Below are 24,070 nucleotides of genomic sequence, written 5' to 3' on the forward strand. Positions count from 1 at the left end.
CGGATATGAGCGTCGCCCCAAAGCGAAGAACTTGCTGCGCAAGTTCCGGGCTTACAGCCCGGCCGCTGCTCGCAGCGCCTTCGCTTTGTCCGTCCGCTCCCAACTGAACTCCGGCTCTTCACGCCCGAAGTGACCGTACGCCGCCGTCTTGCCGTAGATCGGACGCAGCAGATCCAGCATCTGGATGATGCCCTTGGGACGCAGGTCGAAGTGCTCGTTGACCAGCGCGGCGATCTGCTCGTCGGGCAGGACGCCGGTGCCTTCGGTGTAGACCGTGACGTTCATCGGACGCGCGACGCCGATGGCGTACGCGACCTGGATCTGGCACTGCTTGGCCAGGCCGGCGGCGACGATGTTCTTCGCCACGTAGCGGGCCGCGTAGGCCGCCGAACGGTCCACCTTGGTCGGATCCTTGCCCGAGAACGCGCCACCGCCGTGCGGGCAGGCGCCGCCGTAGGTGTCGACGATGATCTTGCGGCCGGTCAGGCCGCAGTCGCCCTGCGGGCCGCCGATGACGAAGCGGCCGGTCGGGTTGACCAGGTACTTCGTGTCCTGCAGCCATTCCTTGGGCAGCACCGGCTTGATGATCTCCTCGATGACGGCCTCGTAGAACTCGGGCTTCATCTTGTCGCCGAGCGACATCTCCGGCGCATGCTGCGTGGACAGCACGACGGTGTCGATGCTGTGCGGCTTGCCGTCGACGTAGCGCATCGTCACCTGGCTCTTCGCGTCCGGACGCAGGAAGGGCAGGCGGCCGTCCTTGCGCAGCTGCGCCTGGCGCTCGACCAGCCGGTGCGCGTAGTAGATCGGCGCGGGCATCAGCTCCGGCGTTTCATCGCAGGCGTAGCCGAACATCAGGCCCTGGTCGCCGGCGCCGGTGTTCAGGTGGTCGTCGGAGGCCTGGTCGACGCCCTGGGCGATGTCGTTGCTCTGCTTGTCGTAGGCGACGAGCACGGCGCAACCCTTGTAGTCGATGCCGTACTCGGTGTTGTCGTAGCCGATGCGCTTGATCGTGTCGCGGGCGACCTGGATGTAGTCGACGTGGGCGTTGGTCGTGATCTCGCCGGCCAGCACCACCAGGCCGGTGTTGCAGAGGGTCTCGGCCGCCACGCGCGATCGCGGGTCCTGCGCCAGGATCGCGTCGAGGATCGCGTCGGAGATCTGGTCCGCCACCTTGTCGGGGTGGCCTTCGGACACGGATTCCGAGGTGAAGAGGAAATCGCTCGCCAATTTAAACTCCTGTGATTCAGTCTTCGGGCACAGCCTTCTGGCGTTGCCGAGACGGGAGTCAGGCGGCGAACGCTTTAGCGGGATTTATGAGTCGCCCCGCAAGTTGTCCAGATTAACTCGGCGACTGGGGCGAGATTATATGAAAGACCAAGGCCCGGCAGGGCCCACGGATGGGTGGATGGGAAAACTGGGTACATATGCGCTGATCGCGCTCCTGTGGCTGCTGCACTGGCTGCCGCTGCGCTGGTTGGCGGCCCTCGGATGGGGGCTGGGCGGGGTCCTGCATCGCGTGGCCGGGTCGCGCCGGCGCGTCGCGCTGCGCAACGTCGAGCTGTGTTTTCCGGACAAGCCGCTGGCCGAACGCGAAGCCCTCGTGCGCGAGCATTTCGGCTGGCTGGGCCGCAGCCTGCTGGAGCGGGGGCTGCTCTGGTACGCCTCGGACCGGCGCCTGCTGCGGCTGATGCGCATCGAGGGCAACATCAAGCTCTCCGAGCAGGTCGACCGCCCGGTGATGTGGCTGATGCCGCATTTCGTGGGCCTGGACTGGATCGGTCCGGCGCTGATGCTCAACCAGGCAAGACCTGGCGCCAGCATCTACCAGCGCCAGAGCAACGCGCTGTTCGACGAGGCGTTGCGCCGGGCACGTTCGCGCTTCGGCACGACCAAGCTGGTCGACCGCCACGAGGGCGTGCGCAGCGTGCTGCGGGCGATCCGCGACGGCTACTCCTTCCTGAACCTGCCCGACATGGACTTCGGCCCGAAGGACTCGGCCTTCATCCCGTTCTTCGGCGTGCCGGCCAACACGCTGCTGGCGCCGGCCAAGATCGCGCAGACGATGAAGATGGTGGTGCAGCCGGTGATCGTCACGATGCTGCCCAAGGGCGAGGGCATCGTCATCCATGCGCATGAACCGCTGGCGGGCTATCCCAGCGGCGACATGGAGGCCGACGCGAACCACTTCCACCGCTGGCTCGAGGACCGGATCCGCGAGCACCCGGCCCAGTATTTCTGGGTCCACAAGCGATTCAAGACGAGACCGCCCGGCGAGCCGTCGCTGTATTCCCGATAATCCGCTTCCATGAAACTGCGCTTCACCAAGATGCAGGGCGCCGGCAACGACTTCGTCGTGCTGGACGCCACGCGCCATCCGATGCCGCTGACGAGCGAACAGCTGCGGCGTGTCGGCGATCGCCGTTTCGGCGTGGGCTGCGACCAGATCCTGGTGATCGAGGCGTCCAAGTCGCCGGACGTGGACTTCGGCTACCGCATCTTCAATTCGGACGGTTCCGAGGTGGAGCAGTGCGGCAACGGCGCGCGCTGCTTCGTGCGATACGTCGTCGACAAGGGCCTGACGGACAAGCGGACCATCCGCGTGCAGACGATCAACGCGCTGCTCGAACTGCGCCTGCAGGACGACGGCCGTGTCACGGTCGACATGGGCGCGCCGGTCTTCGACCTGCCGCGGATCCCGTTCGATCCGAAGGAATCGGCGCCGCGCCACGAGAACGGCTTCGAGCGCTGGCCGCTCGACCTGGGTGACGGCATCACGGCGGATGTCGCCGTGCTGTCGATGGGCAATCCGCACGCGGTGCAACGGGTCGACGACGTCGATCACGCGCCGGTGGGGATCGTCGGGCCGCTGGTCGAGCACCATGAATCGTTCCCGCGCCGTGTCAACGCCGGGTTCCTGCAGATCGTCAGCCGCGGCGAAGTGAAGCTGCGCGTGTTCGAGCGCGGCGCCGGCGAGACGCTGGCCTGCGGCACCGGCGCGTGCGCGGCGGTGGTGGCGGGCATCCGGCTGGGCTGGCTGGACGCCGCGGTCGAGGTGCACACGCGCGGCGGCGACCTGCGCATCGAATGGGCCGGCATGACGCCGGGCGGCCCGGGGCTCTCCGCCCCGGTCTACATGACGGGGCCGGCACAGACGGTCTTTGAAGGAGAAATCGAACTGTGAGCGGCATCGAAGGCATCACCGAACAAGACATCGCCGACTACCTGGCGAATGACCCGGCGTTCTTCGAACGTCACGCCGAACTGCTGGCCAACGTCCGGATCTCGCATCCGCACGGCCAGCGCGCGGTCTCGCTGCAGGAGCGCCAGGCGGAGCTGCTGCGCGACAAGATCCGCGGCCTGGAGCACAAGATCATCGAGATGATCCGCAACGGGCAGGAGAACGTTGCCATCGCCGACCGGCTGCACCGCTGGACGCTGGCGCTGATGCTGACGCGCGACGACCGGCAACTGCCGGAAGTGCTGCTGCGCGAGTTGCGCCACCAGTTCCTGATTCCGCAGGCGGGCCTGCGGCTGTGGAACGTCGACGCGGGCCACGCACTGGCGCCGTTCGCGGCCGAGGTCAACCCGGACGTGAAGACCTTCGTGGGCAGCCTGAACCAGCCGTACTGCGGCATCAATTCGGGCTTCGAGGCGGCGCGCTGGCTCGAGGACGACGTGGCCTCGCTGGCGCTGGTGCCGCTGACGACGGGCGCTCCGGCGCAGCCGTTCGGGCTGCTGGTGCTGGGCTCGCCGGATCCGACGCGCTACACGGCCGAGATGGGCACCGAGTTCCTGGCCCGCGTCGGCGAGATCGCGAGCGCCGCGCTCTCGCGCCTGCTGGACGCCGACCCGCACGTCGCTTCCCCTGTGGCTCCTCATGTCACCGCTCAGCCTGACTGACGAGCAACGGCGCTACCTGGAACACCTGCGCGTGCAGCGCCGCCTGGCGGAGCGCACGCTGACGCTCTACACGGACGCGTTGCAGCGGCTGACCGGGCTCGCCTCGGTCGAGGACCTGGACCTGCTGCGCCTGTCCGCGCATCAGGCGCGGCGTTTCCTCGCCAAGCTGCACACGCAGAAGCTCAAGCCGCGCACGCTGGCGCTGATCCTGTCCGCGTGGCGCGGCTGGTACCGCTGGCTGGGTCAGAACGGTCTGGTCGACGCGAACCCCATCGCCGACCTGCACGCGCCCAAGCAGGGCCGGCCGCTGCCGAAGGCGCTCGGCGTCGACGACGCGGTGCGGCTCTCGGAACACCATCGGGACGCGGCCGATCCGGTCGCCGAGGCGCTGGAACGCTGCCTTGTCGAGCTGCTCTACGGCAGCGGTCTGCGCGTGTCCGAACTGGTAGGCCTGGACCTGCGCCACCAGGCGTCGTCGGCCGGCTGGATCGTGCTCGAAGATGCCGAGGCGCAGGTGCTCGGCAAGGGCTCGAAGCGCCGCGCCGTGCCGCTGGGCGGTCCGTCGGTGACGGCGCTGAAGGCCTGGATCGCGCTGCGCGGCCACTGGGCCGCGGCGGACGAGCCGGCGCTGCTGGTCGGTCCGCGCGGCGGCCGGCTCAGCGCCGACCAGATCCGCAAGCGTCTCAAGCAGCGCGCGCTGGCGGCGGGCATGCCCACGCACGTCCATCCGCACATGCTGCGCCACTCGTTCGCGTCGCACCTGCTGCAGAGCAGCGGCGACCTGCGCGCGGTCCAGGAACTGCTGGGCCACGCCAACATCAGCACCACGCAGATCTACACCCGGCTGGACTTCCAGCACCTGGCCAAGGTCTACGACGCGGCGCACCCGCGCGCCCGCAAGAAATAACCGATCGACAACGATGCTCCGCTCCGTCCTGAACGCTTCGAACGCCCCGTTCCCGTCCCGTCCGCTGCTGCTGTGCTCGGCACTGCTCGCGGCCCATGTGCAGGCCCAGGCGCAAGCGCAGGCACAAGCACAGGCACAGGGTCCGGCGCCATCGCCGGTCATCACGGCCACCGACAGCCGACCCGCCGCCTTCGAGCTGAACTGGTCGCCGGTCAAGATGCCCACGGGGCAGAAGACGGCCTTCCTGGGCGCGCATTACATGGTGGCGGTCAACGAGGACTGGGGCCTCGGCCCGGCCGCGTACGGTGCGGCGAAGGGCGAATTCGGCGGCCTGTTCACGGTCGGCTTCAACGTGCAGCGGCGCTTCCGCATCACGCCGGAGGTGCACCTCGCGGCGAGCCTGTACGCGGGCGCGGGCGGCGGCGTGAGCTCGGACAAGGTGCGTGCCGGCGGCGGGCTGATGCTGCGGCCGGAGTTGTCGCTGCGCGGCGAGTTCGGCAACTGGTATGCCGGCGTGGGCGTGTCGCACATCACTTTCCCGAACGGCAACGGCAACATCAAGGACACCGGCGTCGCGTTCACCATCGGGCGGATGGATCGGTTCCTGAGCTTCAATCCGAGCGATTCTGGATCGCCGGGACGCGCGGGCGATCGCACGGGCATGGGCTTCGACGAGATCGCGCTGAGCGCCGGCGTCGAGAAGCCGCGCACCGGCAGCCGCACGCGCGGCGGCGTGCCGCTGACGGGCCGCAAGGGCAAGGCCGGCGGCGACCTGCGGCAGTACTTCGGCGACGGCTCGTCGTGGTGGGGCCTGGAAGCGTCGGGCGCCGCGTCCGGCGGACACGACGGCTACATGGAGATCCTCGCGAACGCCGGCCAGGACTGGGGCATCGGCAGCGAGCGGCTGCGCATCGGCGGCCAGTTCTCGTTCGGCCTGGGCGGCGGCGGCGATATGGACACGGGCAACGGCTGGCTGGTGCGCGTCGGTCCGACGCTGCGCTGGATCACGCCGTGGGGTCCGACGCTGCGGCTCGATGCGGGCTACATGAAGGCGCCGTGGGGGAACTATGAGTCCCTCCAGGTGCGCGGTTCGCTGGCGCTGCCGCTGGAGAAGGTCTCGCGCATCCTGAACTCGCCGCCGCTGGAGTCGGGCACGGTGCGCGCGCAGGCGCTGTACCTGAGCATGCCGTACTTCAAGGAGTTCAAGTTCAAGGACGGCTCGAAGGACAACGTGACCGGCCTGGGCATCGGCATGACACGCGACTTCGGCGGACCGTGGTACGGCGTGGCGCACGCGGGCAGCGCGGCGCTGGGCAAGGCGGGCGCGTTCTCGTACGGCATGTTCGGTCTGGGCGCGCAGTCGCCGAAGTGGAACGGCGTGCGCGTCGGCGCGGAGGCGCTGGTCGGCGCGGCCGGCGGCGGCGGCGTGGCGGTCGGCGGCGGCGCGGTGTCGCAAGGCGAGATGTGGGCGCAGTGGGAAGGCACCGGGCGCGACCGCCTGCGCGTGAAGGTCGGCGTGGGCCAGTGGAAGGCGCTCGGCGGCGAGAAGCAGAGCACCCCGATGGTCAGCCTGAATGTCGGCTGGGCGTTCGGGACGCTGGGGCCGGCGGCACAGCGCTGATCGTTGTCGGGCGCAATCGAATTATCAAGTTTTATCGGCCAGACCGATAAATTATCGCCTTCGCGATAAAGACCCGATAAAACGGGGTTTGCCCCGTGTTCATCGGGGCTGTACGCGATCGAAGAGAGTCGTCTCATGAAATCCATCCGTCTCCGCGAGGGCAAGGACCGCTCGCTCCTTCGCCGCCATCCCTGGGTCTTCGAGGGCTCGATCGCGAGGGGCAAGGCCGACGCCGGCGAGACCGTGCGCGTGGAAGCCGCCGACGGCAGCTTCCTCTGCTGGGCCTCGTTCAGCCCGGAGTCGCTGATCCGCGTGCGCGTCTGGAGCTTCGACGAGAAGGAGCGCATCGACGCGGCCTTCTTCGAGCGGCGGATCGCCGCGGCGCTCGCGCTGCGGGCGCGCATGCCGATCGACTCGGATGCGGTGCGCCTCATCCATGGCGAGGCCGACGGCCTGCCCGGCCTGATCGTCGACCGCTACGGCGACACGCTCAGCGCGCAGTTCCTCTCCGCCGGCACGGAGCGCTGGAAGCAGACGATCGCCGACCTGCTGCTCGCGCAGACGGGCCTCACGCGCCTGTACGAACGCTCCGACGCGAACGTGCGCACGCTCGAAGGCATGGAGCCCGTCACCGGCTGGCTGCGCGGCGAGGGCGCGACCGAGCTCGTCATCTCGGAGAACCGCTGGAAGCTGAGCCTCGACGTGGCCGAGGGCCACAAGACCGGCTACTACCTCGACCAGCGCGACAACCGCCGGAAGTTCGGCGAGGCCGTGAAGCACTACGGCTGCCGGTCGGTGCTGAACTGCTTCAGCTACACCGGCGGCTTCTCGGTCGCCGCGCTTGCAGGCGGCGCGACGGACGTCATCAGCGTCGACTCGTCCGGCCCGGCGCTGGCGCGCGCCACGGCGCACGTCGCGCTCAACGGCTTCGACCCGGCGCATCACACGGCGCTGGACGCCGACGTCAACCACACGCTGCGCGACATGCTCAAGCAGGGTCGCAGCTTCGACGCGATCGTGCTCGATCCGCCGAAGTTCGCGCCGACCGCCGCGCATGCGGAGCGCGCCGCGCGGGCGTACAAGGACATCAACCGCCTCGGCCTGATGCTGCTGAAGCCGGGCGGCCTGCTGTTCACGTTCTCATGCTCGGGCGGCGTGGGGCCGGAGCTGTTCCACAAGATCGTCGCCGGCGCCGGCATCGATGCGGGCGCGGACGGCCTGATCCTCGATCGCGTCGGCGCGACGCCGGACCATCCGCAGACGATCTACTTCCCCGAAGGCGAATACCTCAAGGGCCTGCTGATCCTCAAGCGCTGATCAGGGCCGCGCCGCCGGGAGGGCCAGGCGCGGCTCGAACTTCGCGCGCTTGACGCTGAAGAAGGCCTTCACGTTGCGGACGTTGGCCTGCTGCGTGAACAGCCGTTGCACCAGCGCGTGATACGCCGGCATGTCCGGCACCTGCAGCACCAGCACGAAGTCCGGCCCCGGCGCCACGCGCCAACATTGCTGGACCTCGGGCGCCGCGACGGCGATGGCCTCGAAGGCGTCGAGGTGCTCGGCGCCCTGCCGGTCGAGCGTGATCTCGACCAGCGCCGACAGGCCCGCGCCGAGCTTGTCCGGCGACAGGATGGCCACCTGCTTCTCGATGACGCCGGACTCGATCAGTCGCCTCACGCGGCGCAGGCAGGTCGCGGGCGACACATGGGCGCGCTCGGCCAACGCCTGGTTGGACAGCGAGGCGTCCTGCTGGAGCAGGTCCAGCACCCGCAAGTCGATGGCGTCGAGTGTGAGAGAAGATTCCATCATTGGTTTGCGAATGAAATAATTCGCCAAACAGGGGGCGAGGCGATGGATTCTTTCATCAATCGTTGAATGTTGAAAGCATCCACCTCGCCGTGATGCCTAGCATTCCGCCATTCGCAAATTCATCCGGACATCCGGGGAGACACATCATGTGCGGCATCGTCGGCGCGGTTAGCCAGAAGGACATCGTTCCCATCCTGATCGAGGGCCTGAAGCGGCTCGAGTACCGCGGGTACGACTCGTGCGGGGTGGCGGTCCACCAGGACGGTCAACTGCGCCGGGCGCGCAGCACGTCGCGGGTGGCGGAGCTGCAGGAGGTGGCGGCGCACGACGGCGTCGCGGCCGGCACCGGCATTGCGCACACGCGCTGGGCGACGCACGGCGCGCCGGCGATGCACAACGCGCATCCGCACTTCTCGCACGGTCCGGGCGCCGAGGCGCACCTGCAGCCGGGCCGCGTGGCGCTGGTGCACAACGGCATCATCGAGAACCACGATGAACTGCGCGCGGAGCTGAAGTCGCGCGGCTACGTCTTCCACAGCCAGACCGACACCGAGGTCATCGCGCACCTGGTCGATTTCCATTACCACGGCGACCTGCTGGAAGCGGTGCAGACGGCGGTGGCGCAGCTGCGAGGCGCGTTCGCGATCGCGGTGTTCCACAAGGACGAGCCGCACCGCGTGATCGGTGCGCGCGAGGGCTCGCCGCTGGTGCTGGGCGTGGGCAAGGACGAATACGCGGGGGCCAACTTCCTGGCCTCGGACGCGATGGCGCTGGCGGGCGTGACGGACCAGATCGTCTACCTGGAAGAGGGCGACGTGGTCGACCTGCAGCTGGGCCGCTACTGGGTCAGCAACAAGGACGCGACGACGGGGCGCTTCGTCAACGTCGAGCGCGAGGTGAAGACCGTGCAGGCGCACAGCGGCGCGGCGGAGCTGGGCCCGTACCGGCACTACATGCAGAAGGAGATCTTCGAGCAGCCGGTGGCGATCGCCAACACGCTGGACGCGGTGACGGGCATCAGCCCGGAGCTGTTCGGCGACGGTGCGTTCCGGGTGTTCAAGGAGATCGACTCGGTGCTGATCCTGGCGTGCGGGACCAGCTACTACGCGGGCTCGACGGCGAAGTACTGGCTGGAGAGCATCGCGAAGATCCCGACCAGCGTGGAGATCGCGAGCGAGTACCGGTATCGCGACAGCGTGCCGAACCCGCGGACCCTGGTGGTGACGATCAGCCAGAGCGGCGAGACGGCGGACACGCTGGCGGCGCTGAAGCATGCGCGCTCGCTGGGGATGGTGCACACGCTGACGGTGTGCAACGTGTCGACGAGCGCGATGGTGCGGGAATGCTCGCTGGCCTACATCACGCGCGCGGGCGCGGAGATCGGCGTGGCGTCGACGAAGGCGTTCACGACGCAGCTGGTGGGCTTGTTCCTGCTGACGCTGGCGCTGGCGCAGACGCGCGGGCACCTGACGGAAGAGCAGGAACAGGAGCACCTGAAGGCGCTGCGCCACCTGCCGGTGGCGGTGCAGGCGGTGCTCGCGCTGGAGCCGCAGGTCATCGCATGGAGCGAGGAGTTCGCGCGCAAGGAGAACGCACTGTTCCTCGGCCGCGGGCTGCACTATCCGATCGCCCTCGAAGGCGCGTTGAAGCTGAAGGAGATCAGCTACATCCACGCCGAGGCCTATCCGGCGGGTGAGCTGAAGCACGGCCCGCTGGCGCTGGTGACGGCGCAGATGCCCGTCGTGACCGTGGCGCCGAACGACACGCTGCTGGAAAAGCTCAAGAGCAACATGCAGGAAGTGCGGGCGCGTGGCGGAGAGTTGTTCGTGTTCGCCGACGGCGATACGAAGATCGACAGCGAGCCGGGGCTCCACGTCATCCGCATGCCGGAGCACTACGGTGCGCTCAGCCCGATCCTGCACACGGTGCCGCTGCAGCTGCTGGCGTATCACACGGCCTGCGCGCGCGGCACGGACGTCGACAAGCCGCGGAATCTGGCGAAGAGCGTGACGGTGGAGTGAGGGGCGACGGTGTTCCGCGCAATTCAAGTCGTAAACACTCAATCAAAGTCGTAAACGGCAACACCTGACCCTCGGCCGGCCCGTCTCTGCACGGGCCGGCTGCACTTCGGGCTTCCTATCGCGTTCATCTCCCGCTACGGTGCTGCCACGATGAGCAACCGTAGCCTGGCTTTAGAGGTTCGCGTCCCGTTACTGCCGTGGCTGCCGGGCGAGACGTTCTATAGCCTTTGCAGCCGGCACCACCGGTTCAGCGGGTTCCCCACAAGCGCGGCTACGACGCAGGCTCTGTTCGGGCACCGCCGCTCTGGTAGTCAGCACGACTTTCCCAGCCGGCTCGACGCCTTCGTCGAGCGCACGGAAGGTGTTCATGGGGATGCCGAGCGGCTTGCTCGCGAGCGCATCTGAAGGATGGTGATGAAAAGCGTGCCCGCCAACAGCACCCTCATCGAGGCCTGGATGATGAATGGCGGGTCCACTCTGATGAAGCTTCGGGGAATGGAGTAGAACCAAAGGAAGCCCGCTTCGTACAGGAACGCAAGCGTCGAACCCAAGAACGGGACAAGCGCCAGCATCACGCCCTCGCTCATGCGACTCTGCGGGCGCTGCTCCTTGTTGACCTGCACTCCCGAGTTCGATCTTCTTCGCCAAGCAATCTGCGGTTGCTTCTTCATCATCATCCCCGCCTTGTTGGCTAGGACTCTAACTCCCTCCAATGTCTAGCTCTTCCGCCTGCGCAGAACTTCGGCCCCCTGCGGCGCTTGATTCCATACCTCAGCTTCGTGGCCTTGCGGGGCCTTTTGGCATCCCATGGTGGCATCTGAGCCGAATGGAGTGCTTGGCAGTCTGTTGTGCTGTGAAGCCTTAGCCCATTGCCAAAGGGCCGGACTTGAGGCCGAGGATCGGCAGCGAGTTTGGAGGTGCAACGTCCCTCAGGCGCGTGGTGCCAGATGTTGCTAGCTCCGCTACTCTTCAAGATTCGAGTCAAGAAAGAATCACGCAGGGAGGGTGGAATGGCTTCCAAGCTAAGTCGAGCGCTGCAGCGAAGGCTACTGGAGCAGATCGCTGATGGCTATCCTGACTTCGTCGAACCTGACGACATAGGGTTCGATCAGGCTGACCCTGAATGGGTGCAGAACGTCGCTTACCTTGAGGAGCACGGGCTTGTCGAGAATCGCGGCCATGTTGCGCTTGATGGACCGCCCTGCATCTTTCTTTCCAAAATTACGGCGCAGGGCATCGACTTCTTGTCAGACGACGGAGGGTTGAATGCCGTGCTGAACGTGGTGACGGTACGCTTCGATGGCGACACGCTCAAGGCTTTGCTGACCCAGAAGGTTGAAGCGAGCGCCCTACCATCCGAAGAGAAGTCACGGCTCAAAGAGCTGCTGCAGAAGGCAGGCGAAGAAGGGCTGAAGAAGGCCACCACGCTATTGGTTGAAGCAGCTGTGAAGCACGCGCCAGACGTGGGGCGTCTCGTCTCGACAGCCCTGGCTTGATAGCGCCACCTTCCCGCGCGGCAGTTTGCCGGCGTCCGTCCGGCTTCGTCCGAGTCGGGCTTCGTTGCGTCGCCGATCTGCCAGACACTCGTCCGGTGAGCTACTGCGCGAAGCCACGGGCGCATGCAAGGCGTGGAGCCCAAGAACGACGCTTCGCCGCAGGGCCGAGGCCGAAATGTTGGGCAACTCATGGCCCCAACGCGGGGGGCGACGTCCATTAATTGCTCGCGAGGCCGTTAGGAAACTTGGAGAGAACACATGAAGAAGAACCACCGGATTGAGAGTCTCGGGCTCGCCGCGGCTGCACTGTTCGCCCCGTCTGCGGTCCTTGCCGATCCGCTTCTGATCGTCGGAGAGGCTCAGTCGGTAGTGCATTCCTTCAGAACCGTGGAGGGAGGGGGCTACGAGAGCGTCCTCGGGGACTACTACGGCAGCTCCCCGGTGCCAGCGGTGACTGCCAACCTAGCCGCCTTCGACGCGATCCGGTTCTCAATGTCTGCGCCGTCGGGCTTCCAGTTCGACTACACGCCCAAGCCTGAGATTGACTCTTCATCGCTTCACGTCGGGCTCTTCTATAGCTACGCTGGTACCTTCACTCGATGGGATGTCTTGCCGACCCGCACGTGGTTCCGCACCGAAAGCGGCGCCTTGGTCGAGGCAATTTCGTCCGTCGAAACACGTGTCTTCGATGGCGGAGCGAGCTTCTACATGGAGGGATGGCTGCCAATGGGAAGCGTTCCCTTCAGCTTCGTGGAGTTCATCATCGAAGCGGACCTGAGGGGATTTGCGTCCCCATTGAACCAGTCAAGATTGCTCGATCCAAGCTTCGGGAGCGCCATCGGGCTCCTGACCTACTCGCGGGGCGGCATCCCCGATCCCGGCCCCGTACTTTCGCTGTCTCGGACGAACGAAGTGGCGGAACCCAATTCCATCCTCTTGCTGGCACTGGCCGTTGCAGCGCTGCTAGGTGCAAGGCAGTTCAGCGCCCCTACGCGGCCGCAAGGAATGGGGGTAGAGCATGTCTACTGAAGGTGGGGCACGTATCAAGTTCGCACTTCACCTACCGGGCTGGGAGGTGGGTGGCGACAGGCAGTTCATCGAGCAACATGCAGATCGAGTGGTAGCCGCCGACTACATCTCGGAGATGGAAGGGCATTTGTTCTGCCCTAGCTGTTTCACCTCGCTGACTAGGACCCCAAAGGACAAGCTCTTTTTCAGAAATGGCCGCAGGGCTTGCTTCGCGCATCTGCCCCGCTATTCAGACGTCCCCTGTACAAAGCGGACGCCGACGCCGGAAGGCTTGCGATTCTTGACGGAGGAAATGGCGCAGCAGGCTGTAGAGCGAGGCGACCTAGTTGTCGTCAGTTCGTTTATGGCAGGGCCGCCTCAGTTGCCAGCGGGGCAAGACGGCGAGTTCGATCAAGCGCAAATCGAGGATCAGAATGGTCCACTTTCAAACTTGCCGCTTGCAAGGCACACCGGCGGCGTCTATCAACTTCCGTCAAAGGTCGCGACGGTGGTGAACCTATGTAGACGCTTCGACCGCAACTTGTCCAGGCACTACGTTCTTCCGGGCAGTCGAGTAGCTCGACCTCTCGAGGAGATTCTCCTGGATGCTCGCACGATCTCCGCGGTGGACCCCACTCCAAAGCTCTACTTCGCCAAGATTCGGTCTTCAAAGAACATGGGACCGGCCCCCTCGAACGTTCGCATGACTTGGCTTGAGAACCACGCGGCCATAGCTGACTTGTGCCTGAAGGACAGCGACCGAAATCAGGCCATGAAGGGGATCACGGACAACTCGAACGGGCGAGTTCTGCTGGTGTGGGCGACGGTTGTCGAGAACGGTGTTGGCTTCGCATTTGAGAAGCCAGGGTGGGGCAGCTATGCGCTTCTTCCCGTCAAGTATGAGCCTTTGATTGAGGCGTTACGAGATGGATGAGCGCAATCGCCACTCGGATGGGCTTTAGCTTCTGACCAGGGGCCGGGCCGTTGTCCCGTCCCACGCCTCGGGTAAGCTGGTGCGATTCTAGGCAACGCTCGCAGCCATGCTTGCTCCCAACCTATCCGCGGTCACCTTGGAACTGCTCCGCTCCGCGTGTGCTGAACGCTGGAGTGAGTCCGGCACCTTGGAGTTCAAGCGCGAGCCGCCCGGCATGGCGGACAAGGACAAGCACGAGCTGCTCAAGGACGTGTCGGCGCTGGCCAATTCCGACGGCGGGGACTTGGTGTTCGGCCTGGAGGAGAAGGATGGCGTCGCTCACGCGCTGGCGCCTATCAAAGGTGAGCAGGCTGACGCGCTGGAACGGCGCTTGGCGCAGGTGCTCGATGCTGGCTTGGAGCCGCGCGTGCAAGGGCTCAGGTGGCACCGCGTTGACCTGGAAGACGACGGCCACGTGCTTGTGCTGCGCGTGCCGGCATCTTTCCAGGGGCCTCACAGCATCAAGGTGAACCAAAGCCGACGCTTCGTGATGCGCAACGGCACCACCACCTCCGACTTCACCTTCGACCAACTGCGTATGGCATTCGACCGCACCGCTTCCTTGGCTGACCAAGCCCGAGCGTTCATCAAGACAAGGACGGCTGCGCTGACGAAGGGCAGAGGAGCTAAGCCGCTGATCGACGGCCCCATCCGCGCGCTGCACTTCGTCCCGCTCGTTGGCTTGGCCGGTCGGGAGGCGCCAGACCTGAACAGTCTGTACAACGATCACGCGCTGCTCGGTCGATTGCATGAGAACGGCTGGGGCTGCGGCAGCAGGATGTTTAACCTTGATGGGTTGGTCGCATTCCCGGGCGGCGATGGGGAAGATGGTTTTGACGGCTACGTGCAGGCCTTCCGAAACGGCAGCTTCGAGGCTGCAGCACTCGGGGGTGGCGTTCGCCAGATGCATCCTCAAATGCCGGAGCAGTTGGTCGTTTATTCGCTGGACATGACGCAATGGTTCCGTGAGAGGAGCCAGACTGTCCTGGCTGTCGCCAAGGAGCTGGGCATGTCCGGTCCGGCCGTTGTGAGCTTCTCGATGCTCAACGTAGCGAACGCGGAACTGTCCACCGACACGATGTTCAGCTCAAGGCGGCCGCCGACGCCAGATCGTGAGCACCTGGTGGCCCCGGAGGTGTGGATCGAGAACCTGGAGACAGCGGCGGCGGATGAGTTCGTTCGGCCGCTGCTGGACACGCTGTGCCAGGGCTTTGGGCGGCCGCGGTGCTTTGACTACGACGCAGTGACCGGTGAGTACAAGCCGCGGTCGCGGTGACCTTGCTGGTCGGCGCACTTCAAAACCTCCCGCATCCTCGAGATTGATGATGCCGTGCCTACCGTCGCAAGTCATACCCCAAAAGTCGCCGTGAGCTGAGTGAAACTGAAAGGTCAACTTCGGGAGATTCCATGGGAGGAAGAGCCAAACCCGTCAGCCTGCCCAACGGCCGCATCTGGCCCAAGAAGGGCGATGCCGTTGACCATTTCAAACTGATGCTTGCCAGGTACAAAGACAACGCGCGGGTCACCATCGCTGCAGATCACGAGGACCTTCTGTCTCTGCTGGAGGTCTACGACTCCGACCTAGAAGGCGGCGAGCCGTCGAAAGCCGGGATAGGCGTGTCGCACTTTGAGCGCCGTAAGGATCAAGATCACCCAGGAAACACCTCGTGCTTCTTCGTCGTACGCACCGACGGAACGAGCATTGACTTCAGCACAAGACGAGCACTCGATGTTGCAGTGAAGAAGCAGTCAGAAGGCTGATAAGCAGTCAGTAGGCTGACGGCTCTGCGCTTACCTTGCCCGGGGAGGCGCACGGAGCTTAGGCCCGCAAGGGCTGAATGACTTTGCCCTCCCACTGGATCAGTTCGAACTTCAGACCTTCGGTCGCTTCCTTGAAGACTGATTCGTTCTCATCGAACGACGCTGCGATGATGGCCTGCAGGTCGCGTTCGGCAATCAACAGTTGGATCAGCGCGCGCTGGCTAGCCGACCGCATCGAATGCTGTCCGGGTTCGTCCATGAGCAGAATGCCCGGGTGCTGGCCCTCAAAGCCAGGTGTTGCCGAAGTCTGGTGCAGTGCAAGCAGGTAGCTCCAGATGAGGCGCACAAAATCGCTAGCGCTCGAATCCGCCGTCAGACTGGTCTGTGCCCTGGGACGCTGAATTTCGCGCAGTTCAAGCTCTTCCAGAACTGGTGTCAGCGTGTCTAGGCTGATGCGGATGTCCTGAATCTCAGCGCTCTCATAGCCGAAAGAACTGGCGTTGGCGCGGAAACGCTTCTCGAAGAGCTCGATCCTGGAGACATCGGCTTTGCTGTAGGTCTCTTTCGGAAGTGCGCGCCGATCAGCTTGGTTCGCCGCTAGACGGTCCGCGATTTCACCGAACGTGACCAACAGTGCACCTGCCTGAACGTTGAAAGCCCTGAGGTTCGAGAGCTCTAGCTCAATCTGAATCTGCCGCCGCACGATGGCTCTCGATTCGGCCACGCCGGTGCTGACGTCACCGCGCAACGAGTTGCGGTAGTCGTGAGTCTTGGCCAGGCGAGATGCGACGTCGGCCACCGTGACCTCGGACTGCCGAATCTCTTCGACGGCCCCGTTGATCTGGTTCTGCAACATCTTCCTCTGACTATCCAGATAGTCGATGTTGGTAGCGAGGTCCATCTGCGGACCTGTCACAAGTCCGAGGAGCAACGTGTCGTCGACCGCCTGGTGGCAGGTCGGGCAATGGTCTTCGGCAAGTGCCACATCCATCTGCGCGCCCAAAGTCCTCAGTTTCTGAGTCATCTTGTTGCGCTCGAGGTCTTGGCTCGCCTCGGCCAACAGGAGTCGCAGTTCGTCCAGAGCAGCCTTCTGCAGAGTCAGATTGCTTGTGGCGCGCTCGTGCAGCACGCTGAGGCGCTGCAGCTCGCTCGAGGCCACCTCCAGTTCCTGCAGCGCCTCTGCGCCCGAGGCCTTCCCATAGGCTTCGGCCTTCTCACCAAGCGCTGTGTGCTCGGTCCTCAGGTCGCTGACCTGGTCCCGCAATGAGGTCTTGGTCTTGCCGTCGGACTTCACAAGGAGGACGCCGGCCGGATCGAACATCGAAACCGGGCTTGGAGAGAGCCCCTCGATGACAACGCCGTTGGCGGTGGCGGCTTGGCGCAATGTGTCATAAGCCTTGCGCCAGTCGGAGTCAATCGCGACGGAAGCCGCATCGAGCTCTGCTCGCCTGGCTTGCCGCTCGAACACACCCAACCCCAGCAGAAATTCGGTGACCCTCACGCGCGCGTCGCGGATGCCGAAGAATGGGATGTTGGCGATGTAGTCAGTCCATCCGCGCTTCTGCTCGACGGCGAGCGCCGCGAAGATAGTCTGCAGGTAGAGCTTGGCCATTCCGCCGTTGGTGGCCGGCACCTGTGGCAGCTTGTAGCCAATGAAACTCTCAAGGAACTGGAAGAAACCTTCCTGCTTCTGCGCACTGCCAGAGTCGAAGAGATAGGTGGGCCGCGGATTCAGAAGCTCGACGCCAGCGGTGAGGTGCGCGCCCTCGAAGACCTCCATGAGCTTGGACTGACGGACGGCATCTCGAATGGCACGCCGCAGCGTGATGCTCCGGCCTTCTGAGTTCTCCAGCTCGACGAGCACCTCAGAGCTGTCAACGGAGATGCGGTTGCCGGCGTACACGAAGTGCTCTTTGACCGCGTAGGGAAGCACCTTTTCGCCCTTGCCACCGATGAGCTCTTCCATCCCCATCCCGTAGATGAGCGTGTTGTAGAAGGTGCTCTTGCCGCTGGAGTTGCTCCCGCGGATGACGGTCAACCCGCGGCTGAAAACAAACTTGAAGCCGTACTCACCGTTGGCTGTCGTGATTCGCAACTTAACGGCTCTGATCTTCATGCCGACTCCCATCCCTTGGCGACCTTCTCGACCATGTTCTCGGTGATGTCCTTGCCGATCTGTGTCAAAAGCTGCCGCTCGGCCGGGAATGCCTCTGCGTCCTTCACGACTTCGGTGACGAACGCCTTCCCCTTGTCGGACAGCTGATAGCCGGTAGACGTGGGCGTCACCAGGTTCTCAGCTACGGCAAATCGGATGGCAATGGCCAGAGCCGGGTCGAAGCCCCAGGCCGTGATGTGCAGCACTTTCGCTTCAGCGGCGGCGACCAGCTTCTGGATGCGCTCCGTGCTCTTGAGCGCCCAGTTGAAGAGGTGGAGCCGCGGCAGAGTCGACTTTCCACCGCGAGATGAGATGTGCAGCACCAAGAGCAGCTGCGTGATCTTGTAGAGCGGCCGGTGTTCGACCAAGACTGGAGAAGGACGCCTGACAAAGCGCAGGCGACGAGGCTCGGCGATGACTGCCTCAGTCATAGTCGACCTCACACACCGCGATCCACCGAGCGACGATCATGCGGGCGATGTCTGCTGCGTCGGTCTCCCCGATGGATGGCGCAAGCTCCCGGACGATGCGCTCTGTGAGGCCATCGCGAATTCTGTCGGTCAGCTCCTGCGGCGTTCCCTCCCAGGTGAAGCACCGCTCACCAACCTCAGCTTCATACCCGTTAATCAGTCGCGCCAGCCGGGAATGAACCGTCGGGGCTGTGTCGTTGATGCGCTTGAGGTGCGGCCCGTGGTCGAAGAACTCGCGTAGCGTCTTCTGATACAGGATTGCTACGCGCCCATCGAACTTGTCGGGAGGAGCCTTCGAAAGGCGCGTCCGCGTCTTGCGCAAGATGTTCTTCTCGTAGGTTTCCGACTTCTCGTTCAGTTCCGGCAGGACCGCAGGAATTCCACCGAAGTCGAGCGCCTTGCCCAAAGCAAACTGCATCTCTTGGATTTCGGCAGCGTAATGGTCGGCGTCGTGCACCAGCACCTGAAAGTCGTTGTCGATGATCGACAAGTTCCAACCACGGACCTCCGTCTCCTTCGTCTGCGCGTGCTTGATGAGGTCGTGATGGGGGATGACCGGGGTGACCAAGTGCCAGCGACGCAGCTTCGTGGTGCCCAGGACCTTCTTCAGGTCCGCTTCGTTGTCCTTGAGCTTCTTCAGGTCAGTGGTGACCTTGTCCCGCTGCTTCTCGTAGAGGTCCTTCGCGGGATAAGCCTTGTCGGGGCAGTAGCACTGGTACCCACAACCCGTGGATTTGGTGAAGCCTTCCAGGCCGTAGTCGCCAGGCGTCGCGGGGATGTGAAGGTAGCCGTCAGCGGAGAACTTCCGCTTGAAGATCAGCTGGCAAAGCCGTTCCCAGCTTGGGCCGTCAAAAGGGCCGTAATTGGTCTGGTACACGATGCCGCTGCCGCCTAGACGCGACTCTGCGCGGGGACGCCAGCAGCCACCACTCCAGATTCGAGCAGTGGGGGCGAAAGCCGACCTGTGTCGGCTGAAGGGTTCAGCCCTGCGCGCAAGCGGTCCTCCCAGATCGCTACCTGTGCGGAAGCTGCGCAAGCGAGCCGCACGGTGTGTTTGCACACATTGTTCGTTACGACTCGTAGCTTGTAAAGCAGCCGGCATGGCCACAGTGGATCGCGCGTGTGACTGCGGCAAGTCGGGACCGGACCAGGCGAAGAGCGGGGGATGAAGTTCGGTGCGCAGGGGGTGAGGCGAGCTGGCCATGCGCCACTGTACAAAATACCAGCATCTGGGTGAAGAAGCTGGCATCACCCGGCGGGGGTTTGGCTAGTTGATTGCTTTGGCAGTGGCCGAGCCGTCCGGCACTAGGGCACGTCGCGCGAGCCGGCATCGGTGCAATGCTGCTGCCACCGCCTCGGCGTTCAAGATGGGTTTGCCGGACGCCTACGGAGAAAAGGCGTTTCTGACTTTGTGGTCGCGCGGGTCGAGTCAGAGCAGCGCTAAGTCGTTGTCGCTGCTAGGGGGCGTTTCCAACTTTAATTGTCAGGAATATCAATCAAAGTCGTAAACGATTTGGATCGCTAAAGTCGTAAACGGCAACACCTGACCCTCGGCCGGCCCGTCTCTGCACGGGCCGGCTGCACTTCGGGCTTCCTGTCGCATTCATCTCCCGCTAGCCATCGCGGCAAGGTCGTCCTGGCGCACCTCGAGTACTTCCGCACGGCTCGGATGACGGAGCCCAGTTCTTCCGGGGATCTGATGGAGCGCTTCATTGCCTACTCAACTTGTGCTTACGCTCGTAGACATTTTGAGTTTTGAGCGTATGCGTCCGGCTATCTCACCTTGATGATTCGGAACAATCCGATCAGTGCGCTATGCCCGTCCAAGTTCCTGAGGTGCAGCCGCGTCCGAAACCAAAGCGCATATCCAATCACCAGAAGGCCAGGCGCAGTGATTGCAAAGAAAACGAGACTGTTATGCGTCGTCCAGCGTCCCGTCTCTTCGATATAGATGGGTATCGACCCATACACAACACCCAGCGGTATACACAGCGCACTGAGCACCTTCGCTAGGCTCGACATCATCAGCTTTGCGCGGCAATGTGGGCATGTGACACGCCAAGGGTTCAACATCCTCAGCCCCTCGATGAAGCTGATTGACGACTGACAGACCGGGCATCGAGGCTTGGTAAACATGCACAGTTAACTGGTGGCAGGAAGTTGAGGTAGCGCGTCAGCGCCACCCAACGTTTGAGACTGTAGTCGTTGCCCCGTGCGGTGGCGGAGCCGTCGGGCACGCGCCGGCGTTGCTGTTGGCGTCTGACATGGTGTCCACCCAACTTGTTTGGTGGGCACCATCCTGGCTGCGGGTCACAGGCGATTCAAGGTGAGTTGGCCGGACGGATACGGCTGAGCAGCCCAGCCGAACGTGCTCAAGACCTGACCCCAGCGCAGATCGACGAGTACGAGGTGGCAACCGACTCTTCATGCATCGCAGATCGTGTTTTGCAGACCATCCCTAGAACAGATGGTGATGCTTGGTCATCGAAGGCAGCGGAACGCTCCCACCGCCTCAGCTCAACACAACGCCTGCAGCAGCGTCGGCAAGTCATACGGCTTCGCAATCACCGGAAACCCCTCATCCGTCGCCACCTGTGCGACGTCGCTGTGCCCCGTCACCAGCACCGGCCTGATCCTGGGGCGCACGCGACGCACCTCGCGGACCAGCTTGACCCCGTTCATGCCTTGAGGCATCACGATGTCGCTCACCAGGATGTCGGGATCGAATCCGCGGCTGAGCAGCTGCAAAGCCTCCTCCCCGCTGTCCACCGCCTTCACCACGAATCCGCTGGACTCCAGCAGCTGCTGTGTGGCTTCCCTGACGTCGTGGTTGTCGTCGACCAGCAGGATCACCCGGCCGGCCGTGACGATCGTGTCCCCCTCGGGTGCATTCGCTTCCGCAGCGTCTTCCACTGGCCGCGAGGGAATCATCAAGGCGATGGTGGTGCCCTCACCGGGGACGCTGTCCACGCGGATCGCGCCGCCCGAGGCTTCGATGAAGGCCGCGACCTGCGGCATGCCCAGCCCGCTGCCCTTGCCCTGCGGTTTCGTCGTGAAGAAGGGCTCGAAGATTCTTTCGATGACCTCAGCGGTCATGCCCTCGCCGTCGTCGGCCACGCGTAGGACGCAGACAGCGCCGAGCCGCTGGTCTTCCCCCGCCTCCGCCGACATCCGGATCACGCCGCCCGCGGGCATCGCATCTCTCGCATTGGTCACCAGGTTGGTCAGCGCGATCTCCAGTTCCAGGCCGTCCACGGCGACCCGCCCGAGATTCGGCGCGGCGCGCAGTTCAACCGTGTGCCGGGCGTCGAGCAGTTGCTGAACGTTGTCCGCGATGCGCTCGAGTTCGACTTTCGTGTCCAGAGGGCGAGCCACCAGCGCCCGACGGGCCGACAACAAGGAGAGCTGGCGCGTGAGCGCTTCCGCCTTGGTGACGCTGCGCCTGATCACCGCCACATCGGCATCGGCGGCGGCGCCGACACGGCGTTGCAGGATGCTCAGGCGGCCGGTGACCACCTGCAGGATGTTGTTGAGGTCGTGCGCAAGACCCGCGCCCAGTTGACCGACCATCCTCAGCTTCTCGGCCTGGGCGAGCTTCTGCTCCGCGCGCTCGCGTTGATGCACGGCGGCTTGAAGTTCCTCCGTGCGTCGGAGCAGTTTCTCCACCGTGTCCGCGAGGCCGCGCTGGACGCGGCGGAAATGATGGGCCAGCAAGACCAGGACGATCGAACTCGCGATCAGGCCTTCGACGCGGACCGAGTACCACGCCAAGGTGTATCGCGAACCGCTGTGGGTGCTCAGCCATACGCCGCCAGCCTCCGCGGTGAGCACGACGACCAGCCAGATGAAGATGGAACGCCGATGGAGCCCGCGGAGTCCGATGAGGACGATGGCCAGGACTGCCAGGACCGCCGCGCTGTAGGAGCCGTAGACGCTGAACAGGCTGAAGAACTGCCGCCCCCCTTGGTCGAGGGTGGCCGCGGCATCGGTCCATTGGGAGGCAAAGCCGCCCATGACCGCCGCCGCCGTGGCGACCAAGGGCGGCCAGTAGGTGAACGTCCGGGGCTCCTTGCTCGGTTGCATCGCGGACAGCGCCGCCCAGATGACGAAGCACGCAAACCCCGCGCGCCACGTGATGAACAGCCAGCTGACCGCGTGCGGTGAACCGAGCAAGGGCCTGTCGGGAAGCACGGCTCCGGGGAAGGTCAGTACATGCAGCACCGCCATCAGCCCGGCGTAGAGGTACGCGGCAGCGATGACCGAATGCGATCGAGGCTGGCTGGGCGCGGAGATGAGGAGCCAGAACGTGGCCAGGTTGATCATCGCCGCCGCCGCGCCATACATGCCGCTGATGTGGGGCAGCGGGACAAGCGGCTCGGAGGCGTAGGGAAGGACCGACGCGATGCCCACCAGAAGCGCCACGGAAAGCGTCAGCGCGGCACGGCGCTGTGCGGTGCTCGCGATTTCCTGAACGACCTCCCTGAACGGCATCACAGTGCTCCGGCCTTGTCTTGACGGCGCGCGATTGTCTCTCTCGCGGTTCATGCCGTGCGCCGTCGACTTGTTTCGCGTTCGCGCGCTCCGGCAAGTGAGACCCGCGGAGCCCGCGCATTGCGACGCCCCATGCGACCGAAGGCGGTCTCGTCCGTCTCCACCTTCGTGAGGCCCGTGCGCCGTGCTGCGTTATTCCAGCCGGTGCAGCGGGATTGCAAGGGTGAAGACGCAGCCCTTTCCAGGCATGTCCTGGACCGTCAATCGTCCGCCGTCCGCCTCGACGCTGCGCCTGGCGATCGACAACCCCAGTCCGAGCCCTCGCTGGTCGTCGAAGCCCTGCTTGAACGGCTCGAACATCGTCTCCGCGCCCCCGACCGGAAGGCCACCGCAACGGTCCTCGACGGCAACCAGGATCCAGGTGTCGGAGGTGCGGACCTGCAGCGAGACTTCGCTGCAGGGATGGGTGAACTTGAAGGCGTTCTGCAACAGGTTTCCGAGCGCCGCGGAGAGAAGTTCGCGATTGCCTCTGATCGCGAGATGCGGGTCGACGTCCGCGATCCGGAGTGCGCAGCCGGTGTCTGCCGCGTAGAGCTCCGCCACGCGTCCGGCGTCGGCCAGGAATTTCGCGAGGGAGAAGACGCGCGGCTGCGAGGATGCCGCCGCCGCATCGCGGATGGTGGCGAGTGAGCGGTCGATCAAGCTCTCCAGCGAGCCGAGACTGCGTTTGAGCACCGCGCCGGTCGAGCCTCCGACCGGAAGCCTTCCGGAGTCCAAGGCCGCGAACGCGAGCTTGGCGATGTGAAGATGGTTCCGCAGTTCGTGCGCGAGGAAGCCAAGGCGCTCGTTCTCTTCCGCGGACTGCCGCCGGGCCAGTTCAAGCTCGCGCTGGGCAGCGAACTCGGTCACGGCGTCGGCGATGGCGTTGTCCAGGCAGCGGTTGAGGGTCCGGAACTCGTCGACGGAAAACGGGGCGTCGCGCTCGACGGCAAGGTCGGTGATCGCCTGGCAGAGATCCCCATAGTCATGGACGACCTGGTCGACCGTGTAGCCGAGTCCGAGCAGCTCGCCGCCGTGGACAGTCGCCGAGACGCCCATCTCGGACAGCGCGGTGGCATCGCCGCCTGGCGGGCCGGAGATCCGCAGCCCGCCCGCGGCGTCACCGTCACCTTCCGCTTCGAGCGTGCGCGTCAGTTGATCGAGGAAGAGCGGCACGCCATGTGCAAGTTGCTCGCGCGTGGCGCCGCGCGATGGCCGCAGGGCGACCTTGTCCTTGCATCGTTGGATGAGCTCGTCGCGGTTGTTCAGGAGGAAACCACGCATGTCGATGGCCCTGGCGGGCTGCGGCGTCGCGCCGGTCGCAGCGGGTGGTGGCGGAAATGACTCGCTTCGCCCTGATCTTTGAGGAGTATGCGCCATCGGACAGGCGTCACCCCGGAGCTTGCGCCGATCGCGACG

General features: G+C 64.8%; 20 protein-coding genes. 12 read left to right on the forward strand and 8 right to left on the reverse strand.

The window, feature by feature from the left end:
- Positions 1-51 precede the first annotated feature (51 nt).
- Positions 52-1,230 carry a methionine adenosyltransferase gene (gene metK, locus AC1VNM_RS25275; RefSeq protein WP_377157951.1) on the reverse strand — a complete coding sequence of 393 codons (1,179 nt, stop codon included), beginning with the start codon at positions 1,228-1,230 and terminating at the stop codon, positions 52-54.
- Between the two features lie 178 nt (positions 1,231-1,408).
- Here metK and AC1VNM_RS25280 point away from each other — a divergent pair, with 178 nt between their 5' ends.
- From AC1VNM_RS25280 to AC1VNM_RS25305, 6 genes are all read left to right on the forward strand, one after another.
- Complete coding sequence (locus tag AC1VNM_RS25280; RefSeq protein ID WP_377157949.1) at positions 1,409-2,299, forward strand: LpxL/LpxP family acyltransferase; 891 nt, start codon at positions 1,409-1,411, stop codon at positions 2,297-2,299.
- A 9-nt stretch (positions 2,300-2,308) separates the two neighbouring features.
- The gene (dapF, locus tag AC1VNM_RS25285; RefSeq protein WP_377157948.1) at positions 2,309-3,184 is read left to right on the forward strand and encodes a diaminopimelate epimerase; all 876 of its coding nucleotides are present in this window, start codon (positions 2,309-2,311) and stop codon (positions 3,182-3,184) included.
- Positions 3,181-3,903 carry a DUF484 family protein gene (locus tag AC1VNM_RS25290; protein WP_483108720.1) on the forward strand — a complete coding sequence of 241 codons (723 nt, stop codon included), beginning with the start codon at positions 3,181-3,183 and terminating at the stop codon, positions 3,901-3,903. The genes dapF and AC1VNM_RS25290 overlap by 4 nt, the downstream gene beginning before the upstream one ends.
- A complete protein-coding gene (locus tag AC1VNM_RS25295) occupies positions 3,881-4,810 on the forward strand; it encodes a tyrosine recombinase XerC (RefSeq protein WP_483108721.1) in 930 nt (309 codons plus the stop codon). Before AC1VNM_RS25290 ends, AC1VNM_RS25295 begins: the two co-directional genes overlap by 23 nt.
- A 13-nt stretch (positions 4,811-4,823) precedes the next feature.
- Entirely contained in the window at positions 4,824-6,431 is a 1,608-nt protein-coding gene (locus tag AC1VNM_RS25300) for a hypothetical protein (RefSeq protein ID WP_483108722.1), read from the forward strand.
- A gap of 135 nt (positions 6,432-6,566) precedes the next feature.
- Positions 6,567-7,748 (forward strand): class I SAM-dependent rRNA methyltransferase, encoded by a 1,182-nt coding sequence (locus AC1VNM_RS25305; protein WP_483108723.1) that lies wholly within the window; start codon positions 6,567-6,569, stop codon positions 7,746-7,748.
- Here AC1VNM_RS25305 and AC1VNM_RS25310 read toward each other — a convergent pair whose 3' ends face one another.
- Positions 7,749-8,234 carry an Lrp/AsnC family transcriptional regulator gene (locus AC1VNM_RS25310; RefSeq protein ID WP_377157939.1) on the reverse strand — a complete coding sequence of 162 codons (486 nt, stop codon included), beginning with the start codon at positions 8,232-8,234 and terminating at the stop codon, positions 7,749-7,751.
- A gap of 149 nt (positions 8,235-8,383) precedes the next feature.
- Between AC1VNM_RS25310 and glmS the strand changes: the two genes are divergently transcribed.
- On the forward strand, positions 8,384-10,258 hold the full coding sequence (gene glmS / locus AC1VNM_RS25315; protein WP_483108724.1) for a glutamine--fructose-6-phosphate transaminase (isomerizing): 1,875 nt from the start codon (positions 8,384-8,386) through the stop codon (positions 10,256-10,258).
- 365 nt (positions 10,259-10,623) lie between these two features.
- Here glmS and AC1VNM_RS25320 read toward each other — a convergent pair whose 3' ends face one another.
- A complete protein-coding gene (locus tag AC1VNM_RS25320) occupies positions 10,624-10,935 on the reverse strand; it encodes a hypothetical protein (protein WP_483108725.1) in 312 nt (103 codons plus the stop codon).
- 333 nt (positions 10,936-11,268) lie between these two features.
- Here AC1VNM_RS25320 and AC1VNM_RS25325 point away from each other — a divergent pair, with 333 nt between their 5' ends.
- From AC1VNM_RS25325 to AC1VNM_RS25345, 5 genes are all read left to right on the forward strand, one after another.
- Positions 11,269-11,754, forward strand: coding sequence for a hypothetical protein (locus tag AC1VNM_RS25325; protein ID WP_483108726.1), 486 nt, complete (start codon positions 11,269-11,271; stop codon positions 11,752-11,754).
- A 258-nt stretch (positions 11,755-12,012) separates the two neighbouring features.
- Positions 12,013-12,783, forward strand: a complete 771-nt coding sequence (locus AC1VNM_RS25330; protein ID WP_483108727.1) for a hypothetical protein — start codon at positions 12,013-12,015, stop codon at positions 12,781-12,783.
- A complete protein-coding gene (locus tag AC1VNM_RS25335; RefSeq protein ID WP_483108728.1) occupies positions 12,773-13,696 on the forward strand; it encodes a hypothetical protein in 924 nt (307 codons plus the stop codon). The genes AC1VNM_RS25330 and AC1VNM_RS25335 overlap by 11 nt, the downstream gene beginning before the upstream one ends.
- Before the next feature lie 106 nt (positions 13,697-13,802).
- Entirely contained in the window at positions 13,803-15,011 is a 1,209-nt protein-coding gene (locus tag AC1VNM_RS25340) for an AlbA family DNA-binding domain-containing protein (protein WP_483108729.1), read from the forward strand.
- A 131-nt stretch (positions 15,012-15,142) separates the two neighbouring features.
- Complete coding sequence (locus tag AC1VNM_RS25345; RefSeq protein ID WP_483108730.1) at positions 15,143-15,496, forward strand: DCL family protein; 354 nt, start codon at positions 15,143-15,145, stop codon at positions 15,494-15,496.
- A gap of 58 nt (positions 15,497-15,554) precedes the next feature.
- Here the strand turns inward: AC1VNM_RS25345 and AC1VNM_RS25350 are convergent, their stop codons facing one another.
- The 5 genes from AC1VNM_RS25350 to AC1VNM_RS25370 form a co-directional block, all read right to left on the reverse strand.
- The gene (locus AC1VNM_RS25350) at positions 15,555-17,612 is read right to left on the reverse strand and encodes a hypothetical protein (protein ID WP_483108731.1); all 2,058 of its coding nucleotides are present in this window, start codon (positions 17,610-17,612) and stop codon (positions 15,555-15,557) included.
- On the reverse strand, positions 17,609-18,082 hold the full coding sequence (locus tag AC1VNM_RS25355; protein WP_483108732.1) for a hypothetical protein: 474 nt from the start codon (positions 18,080-18,082) through the stop codon (positions 17,609-17,611). The genes AC1VNM_RS25350 and AC1VNM_RS25355 overlap by 4 nt, the downstream gene beginning before the upstream one ends.
- Positions 18,075-18,998, reverse strand: coding sequence for a hypothetical protein (locus AC1VNM_RS25360; RefSeq protein ID WP_483108733.1), 924 nt, complete (start codon positions 18,996-18,998; stop codon positions 18,075-18,077). The genes AC1VNM_RS25355 and AC1VNM_RS25360 overlap by 8 nt, the downstream gene beginning before the upstream one ends.
- Before the next feature lie 1,640 nt (positions 18,999-20,638).
- Entirely contained in the window at positions 20,639-22,612 is a 1,974-nt protein-coding gene (locus tag AC1VNM_RS25365; protein ID WP_483108734.1) for an ATP-binding protein, read from the reverse strand.
- Between the two features lie 192 nt (positions 22,613-22,804).
- On the reverse strand, positions 22,805-24,031 hold the full coding sequence (locus tag AC1VNM_RS25370) for a sensor histidine kinase (RefSeq protein ID WP_483108735.1): 1,227 nt from the start codon (positions 24,029-24,031) through the stop codon (positions 22,805-22,807).
- Positions 24,032-24,070 lie beyond the last annotated feature (39 nt).

The organism is Mitsuaria sp. MSU3D (assembly GCF_056867975.1).

Bases quoted from the DNA above. Each gene is read 5' to 3' on its own strand.
- AC1VNM_RS25280 (WP_377157949.1), top strand. From the start codon at position 1,409: ATGGGAAAACTGGGTACATATGCGCTGATCGCGCTCCTGTGGCTGCTG.
- dapF (WP_377157948.1), top strand. From the start codon at position 2,309: ATGAAACTGCGCTTCACCAAGATGCAGGGCGCCGGCAACGACTTCGTC.
- AC1VNM_RS25295 (WP_483108721.1), top strand. From the start codon at position 3,881: ATGTCACCGCTCAGCCTGACTGACGAGCAACGGCGCTACCTGGAACAC.
- AC1VNM_RS25300 (WP_483108722.1), top strand. From the start codon at position 4,824: ATGCTCCGCTCCGTCCTGAACGCTTCGAACGCCCCGTTCCCGTCCCGT.
- AC1VNM_RS25305 (WP_483108723.1), top strand. From the start codon at position 6,567: ATGAAATCCATCCGTCTCCGCGAGGGCAAGGACCGCTCGCTCCTTCGC.
- AC1VNM_RS25310 (WP_377157939.1), bottom strand. From the start codon at position 8,234: ATGGAATCTTCTCTCACACTCGACGCCATCGACTTGCGGGTGCTGGAC.
- glmS (WP_483108724.1), top strand. From the start codon at position 8,384: ATGTGCGGCATCGTCGGCGCGGTTAGCCAGAAGGACATCGTTCCCATC.
- AC1VNM_RS25320 (WP_483108725.1), bottom strand. From the start codon at position 10,935: ATGATGATGAAGAAGCAACCGCAGATTGCTTGGCGAAGAAGATCGAAC.
- AC1VNM_RS25325 (WP_483108726.1), top strand. From the start codon at position 11,269: ATGGCTTCCAAGCTAAGTCGAGCGCTGCAGCGAAGGCTACTGGAGCAG.
- AC1VNM_RS25330 (WP_483108727.1), top strand. From the start codon at position 12,013: ATGAAGAAGAACCACCGGATTGAGAGTCTCGGGCTCGCCGCGGCTGCA.
- AC1VNM_RS25335 (WP_483108728.1), top strand. From the start codon at position 12,773: ATGTCTACTGAAGGTGGGGCACGTATCAAGTTCGCACTTCACCTACCG.
- AC1VNM_RS25340 (WP_483108729.1), top strand. From the start codon at position 13,803: ATGCTTGCTCCCAACCTATCCGCGGTCACCTTGGAACTGCTCCGCTCC.
- AC1VNM_RS25345 (WP_483108730.1), top strand. From the start codon at position 15,143: ATGGGAGGAAGAGCCAAACCCGTCAGCCTGCCCAACGGCCGCATCTGG.
- AC1VNM_RS25350 (WP_483108731.1), bottom strand. From the start codon at position 17,612: ATGAAGATCAGAGCCGTTAAGTTGCGAATCACGACAGCCAACGGTGAG.
- AC1VNM_RS25355 (WP_483108732.1), bottom strand. From the start codon at position 18,082: ATGACTGAGGCAGTCATCGCCGAGCCTCGTCGCCTGCGCTTTGTCAGG.
- AC1VNM_RS25365 (WP_483108734.1), bottom strand. From the start codon at position 22,612: ATGCCGTTCAGGGAGGTCGTTCAGGAAATCGCGAGCACCGCACAGCGC.
- AC1VNM_RS25370 (WP_483108735.1), bottom strand. From the start codon at position 24,031: ATGGCGCATACTCCTCAAAGATCAGGGCGAAGCGAGTCATTTCCGCCA.